At 63.6% G+C, this 17,519-nt stretch carries 9 protein-coding genes; 3 read left to right on the forward strand and 6 right to left on the reverse strand.

All coding sequences use genetic code 11. The features are described 5' to 3' along the window. Positions 1-5: 5 nt before the first annotated feature. Both ACFOW7_RS08160 and ACFOW7_RS08165 read right to left on the reverse strand, forming a co-directional pair. On the reverse strand, positions 6-410 hold the full coding sequence (locus ACFOW7_RS08160; RefSeq protein ID WP_378162972.1) for a hypothetical protein: 405 nt from the start codon (positions 408-410) through the stop codon (positions 6-8). 108 nt (positions 411-518) lie between these two features. Beyond that, positions 519-6,176, reverse strand: a complete 5,658-nt coding sequence (locus ACFOW7_RS08165) for an alpha-2-macroglobulin family protein (RefSeq protein WP_378162974.1) — start codon at positions 6,174-6,176, stop codon at positions 519-521. A 275-nt stretch (positions 6,177-6,451) separates the two neighbouring features. On the opposite strand from ACFOW7_RS08165, the gene ACFOW7_RS08170 reads away from it, so the two are divergent. Both ACFOW7_RS08170 and ACFOW7_RS08175 read left to right on the forward strand, forming a co-directional pair. Next, positions 6,452-7,027, forward strand: coding sequence for a TetR/AcrR family transcriptional regulator (locus ACFOW7_RS08170; protein ID WP_378162976.1), 576 nt, complete (start codon positions 6,452-6,454; stop codon positions 7,025-7,027). Between the two features lie 75 nt (positions 7,028-7,102). Beyond that, positions 7,103-7,870 carry an SDR family NAD(P)-dependent oxidoreductase gene (locus ACFOW7_RS08175; RefSeq protein WP_378162978.1) on the forward strand — a complete coding sequence of 256 codons (768 nt, stop codon included), beginning with the start codon at positions 7,103-7,105 and terminating at the stop codon, positions 7,868-7,870. Positions 7,871-8,055: 185 nt separating this feature from the next. On the opposite strand, the gene ACFOW7_RS08180 is transcribed toward ACFOW7_RS08175, so the two are convergent. From ACFOW7_RS08180 to ACFOW7_RS08195, 4 genes are all read right to left on the reverse strand, one after another. Beyond that, the gene (locus ACFOW7_RS08180) at positions 8,056-9,042 is read right to left on the reverse strand and encodes an MBL fold metallo-hydrolase (RefSeq protein ID WP_378162980.1); all 987 of its coding nucleotides are present in this window, start codon (positions 9,040-9,042) and stop codon (positions 8,056-8,058) included. 136 nt (positions 9,043-9,178) lie between these two features. Continuing rightward, positions 9,179-10,744, reverse strand: a complete 1,566-nt coding sequence (locus ACFOW7_RS08185) for an ABC transporter substrate-binding protein (RefSeq protein ID WP_378162982.1) — start codon at positions 10,742-10,744, stop codon at positions 9,179-9,181. After that, a complete protein-coding gene (locus tag ACFOW7_RS08190) occupies positions 10,744-11,523 on the reverse strand; it encodes an inositol monophosphatase family protein (protein WP_378162984.1) in 780 nt (259 codons plus the stop codon). The genes ACFOW7_RS08185 and ACFOW7_RS08190 overlap by 1 nt, the downstream gene beginning before the upstream one ends. 638 nt (positions 11,524-12,161) lie before the next feature. Then, the gene (locus tag ACFOW7_RS08195) at positions 12,162-15,893 is read right to left on the reverse strand and encodes a Calx-beta domain-containing protein (RefSeq protein ID WP_378162986.1); all 3,732 of its coding nucleotides are present in this window, start codon (positions 15,891-15,893) and stop codon (positions 12,162-12,164) included. A gap of 135 nt (positions 15,894-16,028) precedes the next feature. On the opposite strand from ACFOW7_RS08195, the gene ACFOW7_RS08200 reads away from it, so the two are divergent. Continuing rightward, positions 16,029-17,186, forward strand: a complete 1,158-nt coding sequence (locus ACFOW7_RS08200; RefSeq protein WP_378162988.1) for a hypothetical protein — start codon at positions 16,029-16,031, stop codon at positions 17,184-17,186. The last annotated feature ends 333 nt before the right edge of the window (positions 17,187-17,519 follow it).

Raw genomic sequence — 17,519 nt, forward strand, 5'->3', positions numbered from 1 at the left:
CAGGTTTAGGAAGGTTGTCTCGGCGTGGTGGTGGCCGGCGGCGTGCCAGCCGGGGCAGCACCGCCCGTTGGAGTGCCGCCTGGCGGGGCACCGCCTTCGGTTTCGCCGCCGATCTGCACGGTCGGCTCGACCGAGCCCTTACGCGGTTGATCGGGTGGCGGCGGCACCACATCGAGTTTTTTGCTCGTCATATACTCGTTCATTTCCCGCCAGCCGGCATAGATATCGGCTTTGGGAACGCGCGGATTGCGCTGGAAACAGTCTTCCAGGGCCCGGCCGCTATGCCGGCAGGCAGCTCCGATGGCGCGGCCGTTGAGTTTGGCCTGATTGGTAATTTCATTCAGGCGCTCGCAGGCCGGCAGAACCAGACAGAGCAGCAGAGACAAGGCGAGTCGGTGGCGAAAGGTCATGTCACTCTGGCCCCGAGAGAAGGCGCTGAGCCAATTGTAAGCAAAATCCCGCACATTCTTCACACCTTATCCGGCTTCGGCACGGTTTTTCTCGCTCCCGACGGCATATTATTCGACTCGCAACGGCGGATTGGGCAATTCGCCAAACCGCTCAGGTGCATACATCGCTTCGACCCGGGTGGACGGCAGACGGAATTCACCGCGGTTATTGAGCCGCACCGTGTATTCGACCGTGGTCCGCCCCTTGCGCATCCAGGCGAAATAGGCACGATAGGCCGTCTCGCCGCGCTCTTCGAAACTCGGCCAGGCTCCGCTGCTCGCCTCGTTGCGCGCCAGCAGCGCCGATTCGCCGCTCAAGCCCCGCCCGAGCAAGGTCGCGCCGGCCGGGATCGGATCGTCGACCACCACCCAGCCCATATCGGCCTGGGCATCGATTTCCAGCCGCACCCGCCATACATCGCCACGGCCATAGCCGCGACCGCGGGTCTCGACCGGTTCCCAGCGCTTGCTGATGCTGTAGCCGGCGCGCAGCGGTGCGGTCAGCGGTACGGCCGAGTTGGCACTGATCAAGGCCCAGGGCCGGCCGGCACCCTGGTGTTCAAGCTTGAGCGTGGTCGGCTGGGCCGGCCAATCGAAGCGCAACTCGCCTCCCTTGGGCGACTTCTGCCACTCGAAGCGTTTCTCACCTTCGAGTCTAGCCACGGTGACACCGGCCGGCGGACCGGACTCGACCTCGGCGGCAAAGCGGCGCAGCGCCACCGCGCCCCAGGCGTTGGCGACCGTGGTATCCCAATGGCCCCGCTTCTGCCGCAGCACCAGCCCTCGGGCCAACCGGCCCAGTTCGGTGCGGTCGGTGCCACGACCGATGCTGCCCAGCAGCAGGCGGGCGGCGTTGCTGTCGGGCGAATCGAGCAGCCACCACCAGTAGTCGTCGCGCTCGGTCGAGAACACCAGGCTGCTGCCCGACAGATCGAGCCGGGCCAGCAGAATCTGCCGCGCCTCGGCCAGCCGCTCGGCCCGGCGTGGCACATCCTTCATCCGCTCCAGCAACTCGATCCAATCGAGCAGCGTGCCTACCGGCCAGCGATTGGGTTCGAGCGCCAGCCCCTCCAGCATCGCCGGCCGCGCCGCGCCATAACGGGCCAAGGCGGCAATCGCTTCGAGTTTGCGCTCGGCCAGATGGGTCGAATCGCGTGCCATCACCCGACCGTTGATATAGCCTTCCAGCCCGCTTTGCATCCTCAGCCGGGCAGCTTCGGGCAGCTCGAAGCCCGAATCTGCCGAGATGGCCAACAGATGGGCCGTGAGCCCAGGCGAGCCTTCCGACAGCGGCGGGAAGAATTTGGCCAGCCCGCTGCCGTCGAGATACAGCGGCAGCCGCGACATCAGCGCCGTCCATTGGCGACGGTCGTTGCGGCCGATGGCGCTCGAACTCTGCTGTTCGAGGCAGGAATAGGGATAGCGCTCGAAATAACGCTCCACCCCATCGAGCGCCAGCGCCAGACTCGGCGCCAGCGCCACCCGTACCCCGCCGCGTCCCGGCAGTGCATCGCGCGGTCGTTCGAGCGGCAGACCATGGTTGGGGGTCAACTGGACCAGGGTCGATTGCAGGGTGCGTACCGGTACCGCCTCGATCACCGCCTGACGCAATGCCAATTGGTCGTACTGACGGCCACCGTCGCCGTTCACGCTGACGGTCCATGCCAACTGCCGCAGTCCGACCGGTACTTCAACGGGCCAGCTCAACTCGCGTGCTGCCCCACCGGCCAGGGTCAGGGTCTGCGGCGGCAGCGGCGCCAGACCTTCGGCGCGGGCGCTGACCGTGAGCTTCACCGGCTGCTCCAGCGTATTGCGGACGGTAAAGCCCGCCTCGAACCGGTCCTCTTCCCGCACCGTATTGGCCAGCCCCGAGAACAGCATCACATCCTTGCTGGCGCGGATATTGGTTTCACCGCTGCCAAAGCGATCGTTGCCGGCCGTGGCGACTGCGGCGATCCGGAAACTGGTCAGCGAATCGTTGAGCGGCACCTCGACCGTTGCCTCGCCACGCGCATCGAGCGCCACGCGCGGTTGCCACAGCAACAGGGTATCGAACAGTTCGCGCAGGCTGGTGCGGCCGCCACCGCCGCCGGCGGCCACCGCCTTACGACCGAAATGGCGCCGGCCGATCACCTGACCCTGGGCCGTCGCGGTCGCTTCAAAGCTATAGGGCCGCTCGCCCAGCATGGCCGGCAGCAGTCGCCACGAATCATTGGGCCGCAGTGCCAGCAGCCCTTCATCGACCGCGGCGAGCGCCACCTCGGCTCCGGGAGGCAATGGGCGGCCGTCACGGGTCTTGACCGAGATGCGCACCCGCGCCTTGTCGCGCACCTGATAGACCGGCCGATCGGCCGCTACCTTGACGTCGAGCGCATAGCCCTGGTCGCCGACCTTGAGTTCGAGCATGCCGAGCTTATGGGCAGGCTTGCCCAGATCGATCAGGGCGGTAGGCGCAGGCTCGGCCACCCGGCCACGTACCACCAGCACCGAAACGAAGACATTGGGGCCGTAATGCGGCTTGATCGGCAGCTTGATCGTCGGGTCCGTCCCGTTGAGCGTCATGGTGTACCAGTCGAGCACCTTCTCGCGCTCCACCGCCACCAGGGCCGTGCCCTGCCGGAACGGCATACGGATCTGGATCGCCGCCGTCTCGCCCGGCTGGTACTGACGCTTGTCGGCCAGCAGGTCGATCCGGTCGCCGTCGCCCGCTTCCCACCAGTTGTCGCCCTCGCCTTCGCTATAGCTGCTGCTGTTGGCGTAGCTGATACGACCGGCGTCGTCCTGGGCGGCCACCCGCACCAGCAGCTCTCCCTGGCCCGGTCGCTTGATGTTGCAGTCGATCCGGCCGCGCGCATTGCTGCGGCCTTCGCAGATCACGCCAAGCGGCTTGTAATGGGTTTCATGGCGATAGGCGTAGAAGCCGCCCACCAGCCGGCGGCGATGGCTGACCGTCTCGCCCAGCCAGGCTTCGGCCTTGAGCGGGCGGCCGGCCAGCGGGCGGCCTTCCAGATCGGCCACACCCAGCGTTAACGGCAAGGTCGGCTCACCCGCCCGGGGATTGCCAAAACGCAGCCCCGCCTGCACAGCGGCCGGCCATAGCGTGGTGCTGCTGGCCGCGGTCTGGATCTCGCCGTTGGGGTCGCTGTATTCGAGTTCGGCCGTCAGACGCGAGGCGCGGCCCACGGCAGTCCAGCCGGACAATTCCAGCGAGGCCGCTCCGGTCTTGTCGAGCACCGCCTCGCGGGTGGCCAGCGGACGGTCATTGTCGTTGGGGCGCCATTCCTCGTCCCCCTGTGGCTGGCTCATCACCCCGGCCCGGACTTCGGGCGCCACATCGCCGTTGGCGAAGGTGAATTCCTCGAACTCGGGCAGCGGTGGCAGCGCCGCGTCGCTAAGCAACCCACGCAGCCTGACCCGTTCGCCGGCAGCCGGGCCGCCGGCCAGATATTGCAGTTGCACCGAGGCGTTGAGCCTGTCGGGCGCCACCGGCTTTTGCGGCAGTTGCAGCATGGCGCGCATCAAGGGCACGCGGAATTCGGACACGCTGAAATAACCCGCATCGTAGCTGCGACTTACCTTGGCATCGTCATCGAGTTTGCCGCTGCTGACCTCGGCGATCACGCTGTAGTTGCCGAGCTTGGCTTCGGCCGGTACTTTCCAGCTGCCGATGGCACTGCCTTGCTGCCAGGTGATCGGGACAAAGAAACTGTCGGATGAACCATAGTGGATCAGCCGCACCCGGTTGGGCTGCGCGGCTGCCGGCAAGGCCGCGAAACCCTGGCTGCTGTTGAGCCGACCGACCAGTTTGAACGACATGGTCTCGCCACGCCGGTACAGCCCACGGTCGAGCACCGCCCGCACCACTTCGCGGCGCGGCTCGGCGCCTTCGGTCGGAATATTGAAGCGCCATGGCTCGATACCGTCGTGCCAGTCTGACGACACCATGCCGATATCGTCGCCGCTGCGTGCCAGCACGAACTGCGGGCAGTCGTAGCGGGCCTGGGACAATTTACCCGGGTAGAGCCACACCCCCTGCTTGTTGGTACGGCCGCTGGCCAGCTGCTTGCCGTTGCAGTTGTAGATCGCTACCGCGGCATCGTTGACCAACCAGCCCTGGTCGAGCGTCGTCACCCAGACCAGCGACTCGTCGTTACCGGCGCGGAAATGCACGGCCAGATTGGTATGCAGCGCCGCCGAGGCCACATACATGGTCGGGTCGCGCTCAAGCAGCTTGCGGCCCAGCCGCTGGCTTTCCACTTCGATGATATGCAGGCCCGGCCCGGTCAGCGGAATGCCGATCACTTCGGCGGCCCGGTCATCCGCCGGCGCCGGCAGTCTACCCAGGTGCACCCCGGCTTCCTTTTTCAGAAACGAGAAGCTGCGGGTATCGCGCCCGTCCTGGCCTGAATGCCCGCGTTGCAGCTTGCGGTACCAACGCACGATATCGACATCGCGGGTCAGTGTCAGCCGGCGATAAGGCAGACCGAGCGCAGGCTTCTGCTCCTCGCTCGGCTGGTTGGTCATGGCACTGATCACCTTGTCGGCCAGCGTTGCGGGAGCAGGCTTGACGGCCGTCTTGGCCTCAGGCTGTCCGACATTGCGCAGCGTCACGGGCAGCGTGCCCACAGCACGCTCGACGATGCCGAAGTCGGCGGCGAATTTGGCAAGCGGCGGATATTGATCGAAGCGCACGGTAAGCGGGAATTCCCGCGCATTGGCCAGCGCACGGCCCGACTGGTCGCGCAGCTCGGCCGGCAGTTGCAGCTTCAGCTGGGCGCTTTCCGGGAATGGGGCGCGAAAACGCACCCGGCTACTGAAACGCTGCCGGCCGCCCAGTTCCTGGTCGAGGACATCTTCGCTCGCCACCGGTTCGGCTTTCCAGCGCTGGCGGCCGTCTGCGCTCACCAGCGCGATCTTGGCCGCCAGCTCGGCGCTGATCGGGGTGGTGAAATCGAGATGGAGATCGCTGACCGGCACGCACGGCGTCTTATCCTTATGACGCTCGCAGCGGAGTTCCGCCTTGAAGGGCGGCTGCACCTCAAACGAGAAACTCATCGGCTGGCGCAGCGGGGTGCCGATGGTCCCGGCAAGCCCGCTATCGAATACCAGTTGGACCTGTGCCCCTGCCGGCAAGGGCCGCTGGCAGCGGAAGGCTTCGCTATAGCTCGGTATCTGACTGCGGTTGCGCTCGAACAGGCCGGCGATGATCCGGTCGCGCTCGGCCGGGGCCAGTCGCAGCGCCGGGATGCGCTCGGCGATCCCTTCCACCACGCAACGGGCGTGCTTTTGCAGCGATTCGGCCGTAGGGGGCAGGGCAAAACTGACCAGGAAGGTCTGATCCTCGCTGATCCAGCCATAGGACGGCCAGGTCTGGATCGGTTCGGGACCGCCGGTGGAGAAGGCATAGCTGCGGCTGCCGACTTCGCTGCCGTCGAGCGCCTTGAGCGCTGTCGGGGTGAATTTGCAATGACTGCCGGCGGGAAGGTCCTGCTTGAAGTCGTAGACCCAGGTCCGCTCGTCGATCCAGCGGCCGCTGCCCTCACCCTGGCTGCATTGCACGCTGAACGGCATCGGGCCGCGCGGGTCGCCGAAACGCACCACCGGCCCGTTGAAGCGCGCCTTGACCTGACGTACCTGGCTAACGCCTCCTTGCGGTGAGAAAGATTCGATCTCAACCGCTGAGGCCGTCACGGCCGAAGCAAACAGCAGGCTGGCGATAAAGCGCATAATGCGGATCCTGGCAGGGAGCGATAGTCTTCCTACATTGTAAACGCATAATCACGCAAACTATGACAATCGCTTTAGCAGGCAATTGTGCCCATCACATATAAGCATTTTCTACTATTTGCAGCAAATTCCGGCTAATATGCAGATTTTGTAGCGAACGTCTGCTCTAATCCGAGCGAAGGCCCTAAAATGGCGGCCACGCCGGATATGCGATCCGGACTCGATGTCTGCCGGGATGGGCAGATGCTACGCGGACCAACCACGCCTTTCACACGATGACCACCTCAGAAGAGAAAACCCGCCGGGCCGAACTGATCGCAGCAGCCAGCCGTCTGTTCAAGGAGCAGGGCTATGAACGCACCACGGTACGCGACCTGGCCCAGGCGGTCGGGATGCAGTCGGGCAGCTTGTTCTACCACTTCCGGACCAAGGAAGAGATGCTGGTGGCGGTGATGGCAGCCGGTGTCGCCGAGCTGAGCGAGCGTCTCGAAGAAGCGCTGATCGGCACCAAAACCCCGCTCGACAAGCTCAAGACCCTGTTCCGGGTCCACCTCGACACCCTGCTTGGCGACGACAAGGGCGCCTTGTCGGTGTTGCTGTATGAGTGGCCCAGCCTGTCGGACAAAGCCCGTACCGAACTGATCAAGCTGCGCGACGGCTACGAGCGCGAATGGCAGCGCGTGCTCGACGAAGCCGCCGCAGCCGGGCTGGTCCACCACGATACCCGCCTGCTCAGAAAGCTGTTGCTGGGCGGCTTGCACTGGACCATCCAGTGGTACAAACCGGGCGGCGAGAGCACGCCCGCCGAGCTGGCCGAACGGCTGCTCGATCTGGTGCTGAAGAAGAAATAAGCCACTCGGCCCCCACGACGCCCGCCCTACCCGGCGGGCGTCGTTTTGCTTGATCCCCAAGAAGGAGACAAAACAATGAAACTCGACCAACAGGTATTTCTCGTCACCGGCGCCGCTTCGGGTCTGGGCGCGGCGGTGGCCCGGATGGCCGTGGCCCAGGGCGGCCGCGTGGTCATCGCCGATCGCAACGCCGAAGGTGCGGCGGCACTGGCTGAGGAATTGGGTCCCCAGGCAGTCAGCATCGCCACCGATGTCGCCGACCCGGGCCAGGTTGCCGCGGCCGTTGCCCTGGCACAGAACCGCTTTGCCCGGCTCGATGTGCTGGTGAACTGCGCCGGCGTCGTGCATGGCGAGAAAGTGGTCGGCAAGGAAGGCCCGCATGGTTTCGATGCCTTCAAGCGGGTCATCGACATCAATCTGATCGGCACCTTCAACCTGATCCGGCTGGCATCCGAGGCCATGAGCAAGCAGTCGCCACAAGAAGGCGGCGAGCGCGGCGTGATCATCAACACCGCGTCCGTCGCTGCCTACGACGGCCAGATCGGCCAGGCCGCCTATGCCGCCTCCAAAGGCGGCGTGGTGTCGATGACCCTGCCGATCGCACGCGAACTGGCCCGCTTTGGCATCCGCGTCGTCACCATTGCCCCGGGCATCTTCAAGACGCCGATGATGGCCAGCCTGCCGCAGGAAGTGCAGGACAACTTGGGCGCCAGCGTCCCCTTCCCGTCGCGACTGGGCGAAGCCGATGAATATGCCCATCTGGTGCGGGCGATCATTGAAAACCCGATGCTCAATGGCGAAACCATCCGGTTGGATGGCGCGCTGCGGATGGCACCGCGTTAAACAAAAAAGAGCTGCCGGGAGTTTTATAAATCTTTTCCTGGCAGCTATCTATCTTGCATCTGTATTGCAGAATTATTTAGTCAGTAAGACTTGTCCATCCCTTTCAAGTCTCCCCCCGAGTCTTTCCCCCCAAAGACAGGAATCGTCACCCGCCCTTGAAGGATGAAGGTGGCTGCCGGCATGGCTTATTGCTCATTCAGGCTGTAATTGACCGGCAACCAGGCATAGCCCTTCCCGTCACGGCGCAGATGGCCGATGCCGGGGAAGGACAGATGTGATGCCCCGACCCAATAGCCATGCTTGGCCGCTTCGGCGAAGGCGCCATGGCGCTGGCGGGCGGCGGCTTTGCTGTCGACGTCGAAGCGGATCGTGACGGCGGGCTTGGCAAACTGCACCGCGCCGGCATGGATCAGGTCGCCCCAGAATTCCATCCGCTGGCCTTGGCTTTCCACCACATAGAAACTGTGTCCCGGCGTATGGCCATGGGTCGGCTTGCTGCGCACGCCCGGCAGCAGCTCGGTTTCTCCTTCGAAGGTACGCAGCCGGTTGGCGGCCTGATAGGGGCCAAGTGCCTCCTTGGCATCTTTGAACATGCGCCGCTGGTCCTCCGCCACCGTGGATGCGTTGCGCTCGTCGAGCCAGAACTCGGTCTCGTGGCGGTCGGCATAGACCACGGCATGGGGAAACGCCGGCTTGCCCTCGATGGTGACGCCGTTGGAATGGTCGCCATGGATATGGGTCAGCAGCACCGCATCGATGTCTTCAGGCCGGTAACCGGCGGCTTTGAGGCTGGCGAGTATCCGCCCGGCCCCGGGGCCGAATTTATTGCCGGCACCGCTATCGACCAGCACCAGATGCTTGCCGGTATTGATCAGGAAGGCATTGATCGAGGTTTCGACCGGCTGCGGCAGGTAGTGACGGGCCAGCGTCGCTTCGACTTCCTTGGGGTGGATATCGGTGAGTAGCTGAGAAACCGGCAACTTGACCGTACCGTCGGACAAGGCCGTGATTTCCACCTCGCCCACCATCAAGCGATAAAACCCCGGCGCCTGGGTCTTGACTTGCGGCGCGGCTGCCTGGGCCGGCAGGGAGACCAGCGCAGCGGTCGGTGCCAGCAAGGACAAGGTACCGAGCAGCGCGGCATGGGAGAAGCGGGTAGTGATCGAGGACATCGCTTGGACTCTCCTGAGTGAGGGAGCAGCCTAGATGGTGGTGCCCATAGCGAAAACAATATGGCATCTAGTTTTTCGATAGCCCCAATTGTTAGCTCGATAGAACTTACGCAACTTACGCCGCAGGCTCAGCTATCTACTTCCACCGCAAACGCTCAAACCGGAACGGTGCCGCAGGCGATGGGGTAACGCCGCTCAATTCGACCCGATGGGCCAGGACTGCATAGGGATAGGCCAGCGTGGCCCAGGGCGACTCGGCGATAAAGCGGGTTTCGGCTTCGCGATAGCGCTGCTCGCGTCTGGCCGGGTCACTGTCGGCGCGGGCCTGGTCGAGCAGTTTGTCGAAGGCCGGGTCGCACCAGCGGGTGGCACTTGAGCGGGCGGCTTCGCAGCTCAGCAGATTGGCGTACAGCTCATCGGGGTCAAGGCTGTTCATCCAGCCCGAGATCACCACCGCGTGCTCGCCCTGCCGGGTGCGGCGGCTTAATTCGGCGCCATCCATCACAACCACCTCGGTCCGGATGCCGAGCCTGGCCCAATCGGCCTGGATCGACTCCGCCGACAGCTTGGGATTGAGATTCGATGTGCCTCCGCCCTGCCGTACCCAGATCGCCGTGGCAAAGCCATCCTGGAAACCCGCCTCGGCCAGCAGCTTACGGGCTGTCGCCAGGTCGGCCGCCGGCGCAGCGCTTGTCCCGGCACCCCACAATGTCTTGCCCGAATAAGGTCCGAGCCCACTATCCGCCGCACCTTCAAATACGGCGGCAATCAAGGCACGTCGGTCAATGACAATACTGAGCGCTCGCCTCACCCGGGCATCCTCGAACGGTTTTCTAGTGGTGTTGAAGGCCAGGAAACTGGTGATCTGCGGCCGGTAACTCAGCAGCCGCAGCCGGGCATCGGTCTTGATCGCCGCCTGATCGAGTGGCTTCAAGCCATCGACCAGTTGGCATTCGCCCCGCCGCAGCTTCTGCACCCGCACGGCCGGATCGGGCACGATCGCAAACAGCAGCCGCTCAATCGCTGCCCGGCCTTTGAAATAGTCCGGATGGGCACGATAGCGGATGGTTGCGCCCCGTTCATAACGTTCCAGCTGATAAGGGCCGGTGCCGACCGGCCATTGCGCCAGTTCGGCATCGCGGCCCGCAGCGGCCAGACGGGCGCCGTATTCGGCCGAGACGATCGAGGTCTGCCACGAAGCGAGCAATACCGGCAATGGCGCATAAGGCCGATGCAGCTCGATGCTGACGCGGTCATCGGCCACCTTTTCCACCTTGCGGATCAGCTGCGTCCACGCCCCGGAAATCGCCCCGGGAAAACCTGCCGGCGCCACCTTGGCGCCAGGATGGGCCGGGTCGAGCTGCCGGTTCAGACTCCACACCACGTCGTCGGCATTGAAATCACGGCTCGGGGCAAACCAGGCGGTGCGATGGAATTTGACACCGCGCCGCAGCGTCAGCAGATAACGTCGGCCATCGGTCGACACCGTCCAGGCACTGGCCAGACCGGCAATCGGCCGGCCCTGGGCATCGAGATCGAACAGACGGTCATATAAAGGCAAAGCCGCCGCCCGATGGGTTGCCGCCAGGTCCGAGCGGGCCGAATCGAAACCGTCAGGTTCGGCGTCGGCACAGTAGACCAGGGCCGGCGCCGCCTGGGCAGTCAGGGAACAGGCTGCCAGCCAGACAGCGACCAGCCTCATCAAGCCGCTCCCCGCAGCGCCGCGACAGCCTGGGCATGCAAGGTCCGGTTGGCTACCGCCAGCACCCTGCCCGCTGAATTGGCATCGAGCCGGCCGCCTTCCCAGTCGGTCATCACCCCACCGGCCCCCTCGATCACCGGGATCAGCGCCGCAAAATCGTGCAGCTTCAGTCCCTCTTCCACCACCAGCTCCAGGCCGCCGAAGGCAAGCTGACCATAGAGATAGCCATCTCCGCCCCACTGCATAAAGCGGGTCTGCCGCACCAGCGCCGCCAGCGAGGCCGAGCCCGCCACAGTGAAATACTCTGGACCGGTACTGCCCAGCCGCGACAGCGCCAATGTGTCGGCCTGACTCGTGCTGATCGGGCTGCCATTGAAAGTGGTCGGACGCCCCGTCACCCCCACCCAGCGCTCGTCCAGCACCGCCTGATCGATCACGCCAAGCACCGGCACGCCGCGATGCAGCAGGCCGATCAGGCTGACGAAGGTCGGCCGGCCGCAGATAAACGACTTGGTGCCATCGACCGGATCGAGCACCCACACCCACTCGGCGTCTTCACGTTGCTTGCCGTACTCCTCGCCGATAATGCCGTCCTGTGGCAGATGGGCCTCGATCAACTCGCGCATCGCCTGCTCGGCGCCTCGGTCGGCCAGGGTCACGGGACTTGCATCATCCTTGGCGATCACATCAAGCCGGCTGCGGTAATGCGGCAGGATGGCAGCACGGGCAGCTTCAGCCAGACGTTGCGCCAGGGCGATACGGGAGGAATCGGGCGTCATCGGGGAATCCTTGCGGCAAGCAAAGCGCCCATCTTAATACCCGGAACTTGAGGACGGGAGGACGGCTATCCCGACTCGTCCGTGATGGGGAAGACGGACAGCGATGAGGAGCGATGGCGGGGGGATGTGAGGTGGAGGCGGATAATTAGTGTTTTATCACTGTATCCGCTATCTATCCTGAAGACATTTTTCCTGAAATTTTTCTAATTGCCTGTCCGTACAAGGTACGAGCGATCCGTCCTTACCACCTCAACAACGGACACCAAGCAAGCCGACCTGGCAGCAGGCTGTCATCCTCCCCCTCGACCCAAACCGTAAGGAGGCCTGCCCGCGCCGCTTGGTGGCTGCGGCATTTCCGGGACATTCGGTATCGCCATGACTGCACCAGCCCAGCCGGACGACTACAGGGCTGCGATGAAGGTGATGGGATGTGTTGTAGCGCAGGCTATGGGATAGGGCGTCTGGAGAACTGCACTTAATGATTGTTTATTGCCGTTTATGGCTATATGTCTTGCATACTATTTTCCTGAAATTTTCTTATTTCTTCCCGGCATGACAAAAAAATGGCCCGGGGAAACCGGGCCAAGCAACACGATGGGCAAATCTGACAACGGCTGATATTGCCTCTCGCCGTTTGGTTAGCGCACGCTAACCGGTTGGGAGCGCAACTGAGACGCGGCCTGACCGGGGAAAGTTTCCAGCCCGGCGCCCGATTTCATCAACAGCGCGAAGAAAGTGTATTGACCACGCAGTTCCGGCGACAGCGGCAGGTTGTCGAGCGCCTTCACATAGCCGGTGCCACGGGTCAGGGTGCGGCGGTACGGAACCGGGTTGAGGCTGAACGAGGTCATGCCCGCCACGTCTTGCAGGAAGAACACGGTGCCGTCACCGAGGCGGATCGCCAGCCACAGGTCGACTGCATCGATCTTGCGCAGTTGGAGTTTGGCCCAGTCGAGATTGACCGCGAAGGTCAGGGTATCGAGATGGGTCACCAGTTCGCGCGGCAGGCCGTCGAAGCACAGTTCCTGGGAGCAGACGCCACCGTCGTTATCGACGATATCGACCTGGGCGGTTTGCAGACCGTTGAGGGTCACACCGGTGGGTTCGCTCAGCTCGACGGAGAAGCTCTCCAGCCCTTCCTTCTCGGTGTCGTCGGCGATACCGATATCGATCCACTTGGGCGAAGCATCGCCGTCGCCCCAGTTCAGGATGCTGTCGTGGGTCATATAGTCGACGCCATCGCGAGCACTGCCGGCACGGGTACGGACCCGTACCGAAGCGGCACCGGCAGCGCTGCCGTTACGGCGCACGGTCAGGCGGGCCTGCTTGCCGCTTTCCTCGACGCGGTACTGGCTGGCGTCGAAGCCCACGGTGCCCATCTGAGCGTCGTTGTCCATCACCGTGACGGTTGCGACCGAAGCCGTGCCGAGGGTGATGCCGACCGGATCGGACAGCAGCACCTCGAACTGTTCATTGCGCTCGGCATCGCCATCGTCGAGCACCGGAATCTCGACGGTCTTGTCGGTGACATCGCCATCGGCCCACACCACCATCTGATCGATTGCCGAGAAGTCGGTCCCTTCAGTGGCACTGCCGGCGCGGGTGGTGACCCGGACCTTGGCGGCTGCCGAATCGGTACCGGTGCGCTTCAGGGTCAGGCGGACCATGCCGGCCTGCTCGTCGACGCTGTAGGTAATCGGGTCGAAGCTGATGCTGCCGACCGTACCTTGATCGTCGTCCTTGATGGTGACACGGGCGCTGTCGGTGCCCAGACTGGCACCGGTCGGCTCACTCAACTGCAACTCGAAGTTTTCCGGACCTTCGACCCACTGGTCGTTCACGATCGGCACTTCGATCAGCTTGGTGGCGGCATCGCCATCGGCCCAGGTCAGGGTCTGGCTGACGAGGTTGAAGTCATCGCCTTCGAAAGCGGTGCCCGAGGCGGTCAGGAATTTGACGCTGACGGCACCGACGCTGCTGCCGTTGCGCTTGACGCCAACGCGCAGCACGCCGGCCTGTTCGTCCACCTGATATTCCTGGGCATCGAGGCCCACGGTGACGGAACCGGCCTGGTCATCGTCGACCACGCTGACCGTGGCGGTCGCGCCCTTGCCGACCCGGCCGCCATCGGCCTGCGACAGGGTGACGCTGAATTTTTCTTCGGTTTCCGGCACGCTGTCGTCCATCACCGGAATGTCGATGGTCCGGCTGTCACGGTCGCCGTCGGCCCAGCTCAGCACGGTGTCGAGCGACTGGTAGTCGCCGCCGGCCAGGGCGGTATCGTCCTTGGTGGCGATACGCACCGACAGCGCCGAGCTGCCGGTACGGCGCACCTTGAGGGTCGCCTTGCGCTGGCCTTCGACGGTACGCACGGCGACGCTATCGAATTCGACGATGCTTTCTTCGACCACCACGTCGTTGTCGCGGATCAGCACCGCCGACGTGCCGGTCTTGATCTGGCCACCGGTGGGCGAGCTGAGGTCGAGATAGAAGGTTTCGTCCTGCTCGACTTCCTCGTCTTCGATCAGCTTGACCGTGACGGTCTTGTCGCCATTGTCATTGGCGGCCCAGCTCAGCGTGCCGCCGGCGTTCTCGAAGTCACCGCCGACCTTGGCCGTGCCGGAACGGATACCGTAGCGCACACTGACCGGATGGGTATGGCTGCCTTTGAGGCTTACGGTGAAGCGCACTTCACCGTCGCCCTCACCCACCGTGATCGAAGCCGGATTCAGGATGAAATCGACCGGGGTGGTGTCGTTGTCGGTGATGGTGGCGGTGACGCGGCTGATGCTGCCGATTTCGGCACCGCTCGGGTTTTGCAGGCTGACGGTGAAGGTCTCGGCTGCCTCGACTTCGCTGTCGTCGGCGATCGGAATCATGATCGTTTTGACTGCGCTGTCGTTGGCGGCCCAGCTTACCGTTCCGCTGGTCGGGCCGTTGATGTCGCGGCCGCTGGTGGCGGTGCCGTTGGCAATGCTCCACTGTACCGAAGCGGCCTTGCTGGTGTCGCCGGTACGGCCGATCTGGATGGCCAGGTTGCCGGCGCCTTCGACCGTCTGGGCGGTGGCGGCCAGGAATTGCACCTTGCTCGGATCGGCGATCGGCGTACCCGTGCTCGGCATAAAGGCGGCGATATACGGCGCAGCCTTGGATAGCGACAGGGCGTTGTGGGCGGCATTGAGCGTATCGTTTTCCGAAACGCCACAGGCCTGACCACGGCAATCGAGATGGGGGCTGGAGAACTTGCCGATTTCCGGGTTGATATAGCTCATCACCGTACCGAAGCTGCCTTCGATACCGTAACCGTAGGAGTAGGGAAAAGCCCCCTTGGTATTGGGCGAGTTGGCGCGGTCGTGAGCGCTGCCCATATTGTGGCCAAGCTCGTGGGCCAGGGTCAGGTCGCTGCAATAACTACCGTCCGGGGCCTTGCCCACATTGACCACCGAGAAGCCGAATGCCTGCGAAGAGGCAATCTTGGTCTCGCCGCCGTTACCCGAGCCGATAACATAACCCAGGCCGCACCTAGGCTCGATCTCGGGTACGTAGTTGCGCAGATAGGTCACCAGATCGGCGCCGACTTCCTTACGCTTGGTGCCGACGTTGGCAAAGGCATCAAGATGCTGGCGCAGGGCTTCGAGCGTGGTTTTGTTGGTGGCCGACTCGGGGTAATCGACCATCTGGCTGTGCACCAGGCGCACCCGCATCGGCACATTGCTGTCGATATAGGCCTGATTGGCCAGGGCAATCGAGTTATTGATCTGGGTCTGCATGGCGCTCTCGCCCAGCTTGTCGCGCAGGGTACGCGAATAGAGCACCATCAGATCGATTTCCTGCGTGGCCGCAAAGCGGTTGGCCGGCACGACCGGGGGTTCCTTACCGCTGGCCGAAGGCAGGGAAGCAAGTTCGTGGTCGTGATCCATCGGCGCCGGGCGCAGGCCGGCTGCCTTGAGGTCGGTCAGGATGGAGAAACGGTTGCCGCTGGTGGTGGAGATATCGAACATCCCCTGCGGCGTCATCACACGGCCGATGGTGCCACCGGCGCCGTGGGTCAGGATGGTGCGGTAGTCGCTGCCATAGCCCTTGAGGAAACCAATCCAGGTGCGATCGCCGTTCTGGTGCAGTTCGGCCCGCTCGAAAACTACGTTATAGTCGCCGCGGCCGGGGACGTTGATGATCAGCTCGGTGCCCGGCGCCAGATTGAAGGCGGTTTCCGGATCGAAACGGACGGCGCTGCGTCCGGTCTCGGCGAAGCCGTTGACTGCGACCGGGTGCAGCAGGTGTCCCGGTTCGGCCGCCATGGCGGGCAGAGCCAGCGCAACAGCCAGGGTCAAAGGTTTGAAGGCAAGCTGTAACAGGCGACCTGGTTTCATCAAAAACGTCTTTCGCATAAATGCCGGGAAAGTAAAGGGATATGACGTATCAATAGCTGGCGCATCTTACGCAAGATCTGATGACGAATCAATAACATCGAGCATTTGCTTGGTTGCATCTGGAGTATCCCGCCCATGCTGAAATTCCCGGTTTTGCCCTGCCTGCTGCTGACCCTTCCGGCCTCGGCTGCCACGGTTGAAGAAGCCCGTCTCTTGCGGGCCGAAGCGGCCTTGCCAGCGACCGTCGCGACCTTCGGCAGCGAAGTCGGCCGCTTCGGCGAGCGCTGGCGACAAGCCGGCCACACCGCCGCGGCAGTCGAGGCAGCGAGGGAAGCCGGACGGGCTCTATGGCAGGCAGCCAGACAGCGGTTGACCAAGCAAGATGACAGCGACGACCGGCCGCTCTATTGGGCACGGCTACAATCGAGCCGGCTTGTTCGCGATGAGCCGGCTGGTTTTGCCATCGATGAGGCTGGACGCCAGGCCGCGCTGGCTGCCCTGGAGCAGACCAGCCGCGGCCGCGACGATATTGCATTTGCACCGGGTCGGCGGCGCATTCTGCTCACCGGTTTCGATCCCTTTTTGCTCGACCGTAACCTCGACCAGAGCAACCCCTCGGGCGTGGCGGCGCTGTGGTTCGATGGCCGGGTGATTGAAGCCGGCGGCATCACGGCCCAGATCGAGACGGCCGTGTTTCCGGTGCGCTATGCCGACTTCGATGCCGGCGTATTGGAAAACTGGCTGCGGCCATGGCTGCCCAACGTGGATATGGTGCTGACCGTCAGCATGGGTCGGCGTGATTTCGATCTGGAACGCTACCCGGGCCGACGCCGATCGGCCGAGTTTCCCGACAATGTCAACGCGATGGACGGCGGCAGCCGCCGTGAACCTATCGTGCCCAGGCTGGGCCAGCAGCCGCTCGATGGGCCGGAATTCGTGGAATTCTCACTGCCCGTCGCCGCGCTCGCTTCTGTGCAGACGCCCTTTGCCGTTCATGACAACCGCTGGGTCCGGGTCGTGCCCGATACCCGTTTCTCAGCCGGTGGCTACGCCACCTTGTTCCGCCGCACCGCCGTAGAAGGCTCGGGAGGCGGTTATCTGTCGAACGAGATTTCCTACCGCAGCGTCCGCCTGCGCGACCGGCTCGGCCTCACGCTGCCGGTCGGCCATCTGCATACCCCCGCCATTCGCGCCTTCGAACCGGACAAGACCCGCGCCATCGTGCGCCAGATCGAAGCCATGCTGCGCGCCAGCCTGCCTGAGCTGAAAAAGCCCCATCAGTCGCAGAAGTAAGCCCCGGCACCAAAAATAAATATATCTGCAAAATTGTTGCTATAAGTTGTGCGCCGTCCATATAAAACACAAAAAATAAGACTCAAACAGGTATCGCTTGGATAAAAGCCACTTCAGCGCCTGCTCAAAATAGTGTCCCCCCTCCCACCGCAGAGGGCGTTAACCGTACAGTGGTCTGACGCGCCACGGCTTTCGTTCTTATTCCAGCTCCCGGTGGAGGCAACGGTGGTGGCGTTCTTGCATGTCCTGCGAGAGACAAGGTCAATCTGCCGATTGCCGGTCATGAATATATTTAATTTTTTAAAACACTGTACCCACAAAATTCATCGCCTG

Origin of the sequence: Chitinimonas lacunae (assembly GCF_042650885.1) — a bacterium.
In the GTDB taxonomy this organism is placed as follows: Bacteria; Pseudomonadota; Gammaproteobacteria; order Burkholderiales; family Chitinimonadaceae; genus Chitinimonas_A; species Chitinimonas_A lacunae.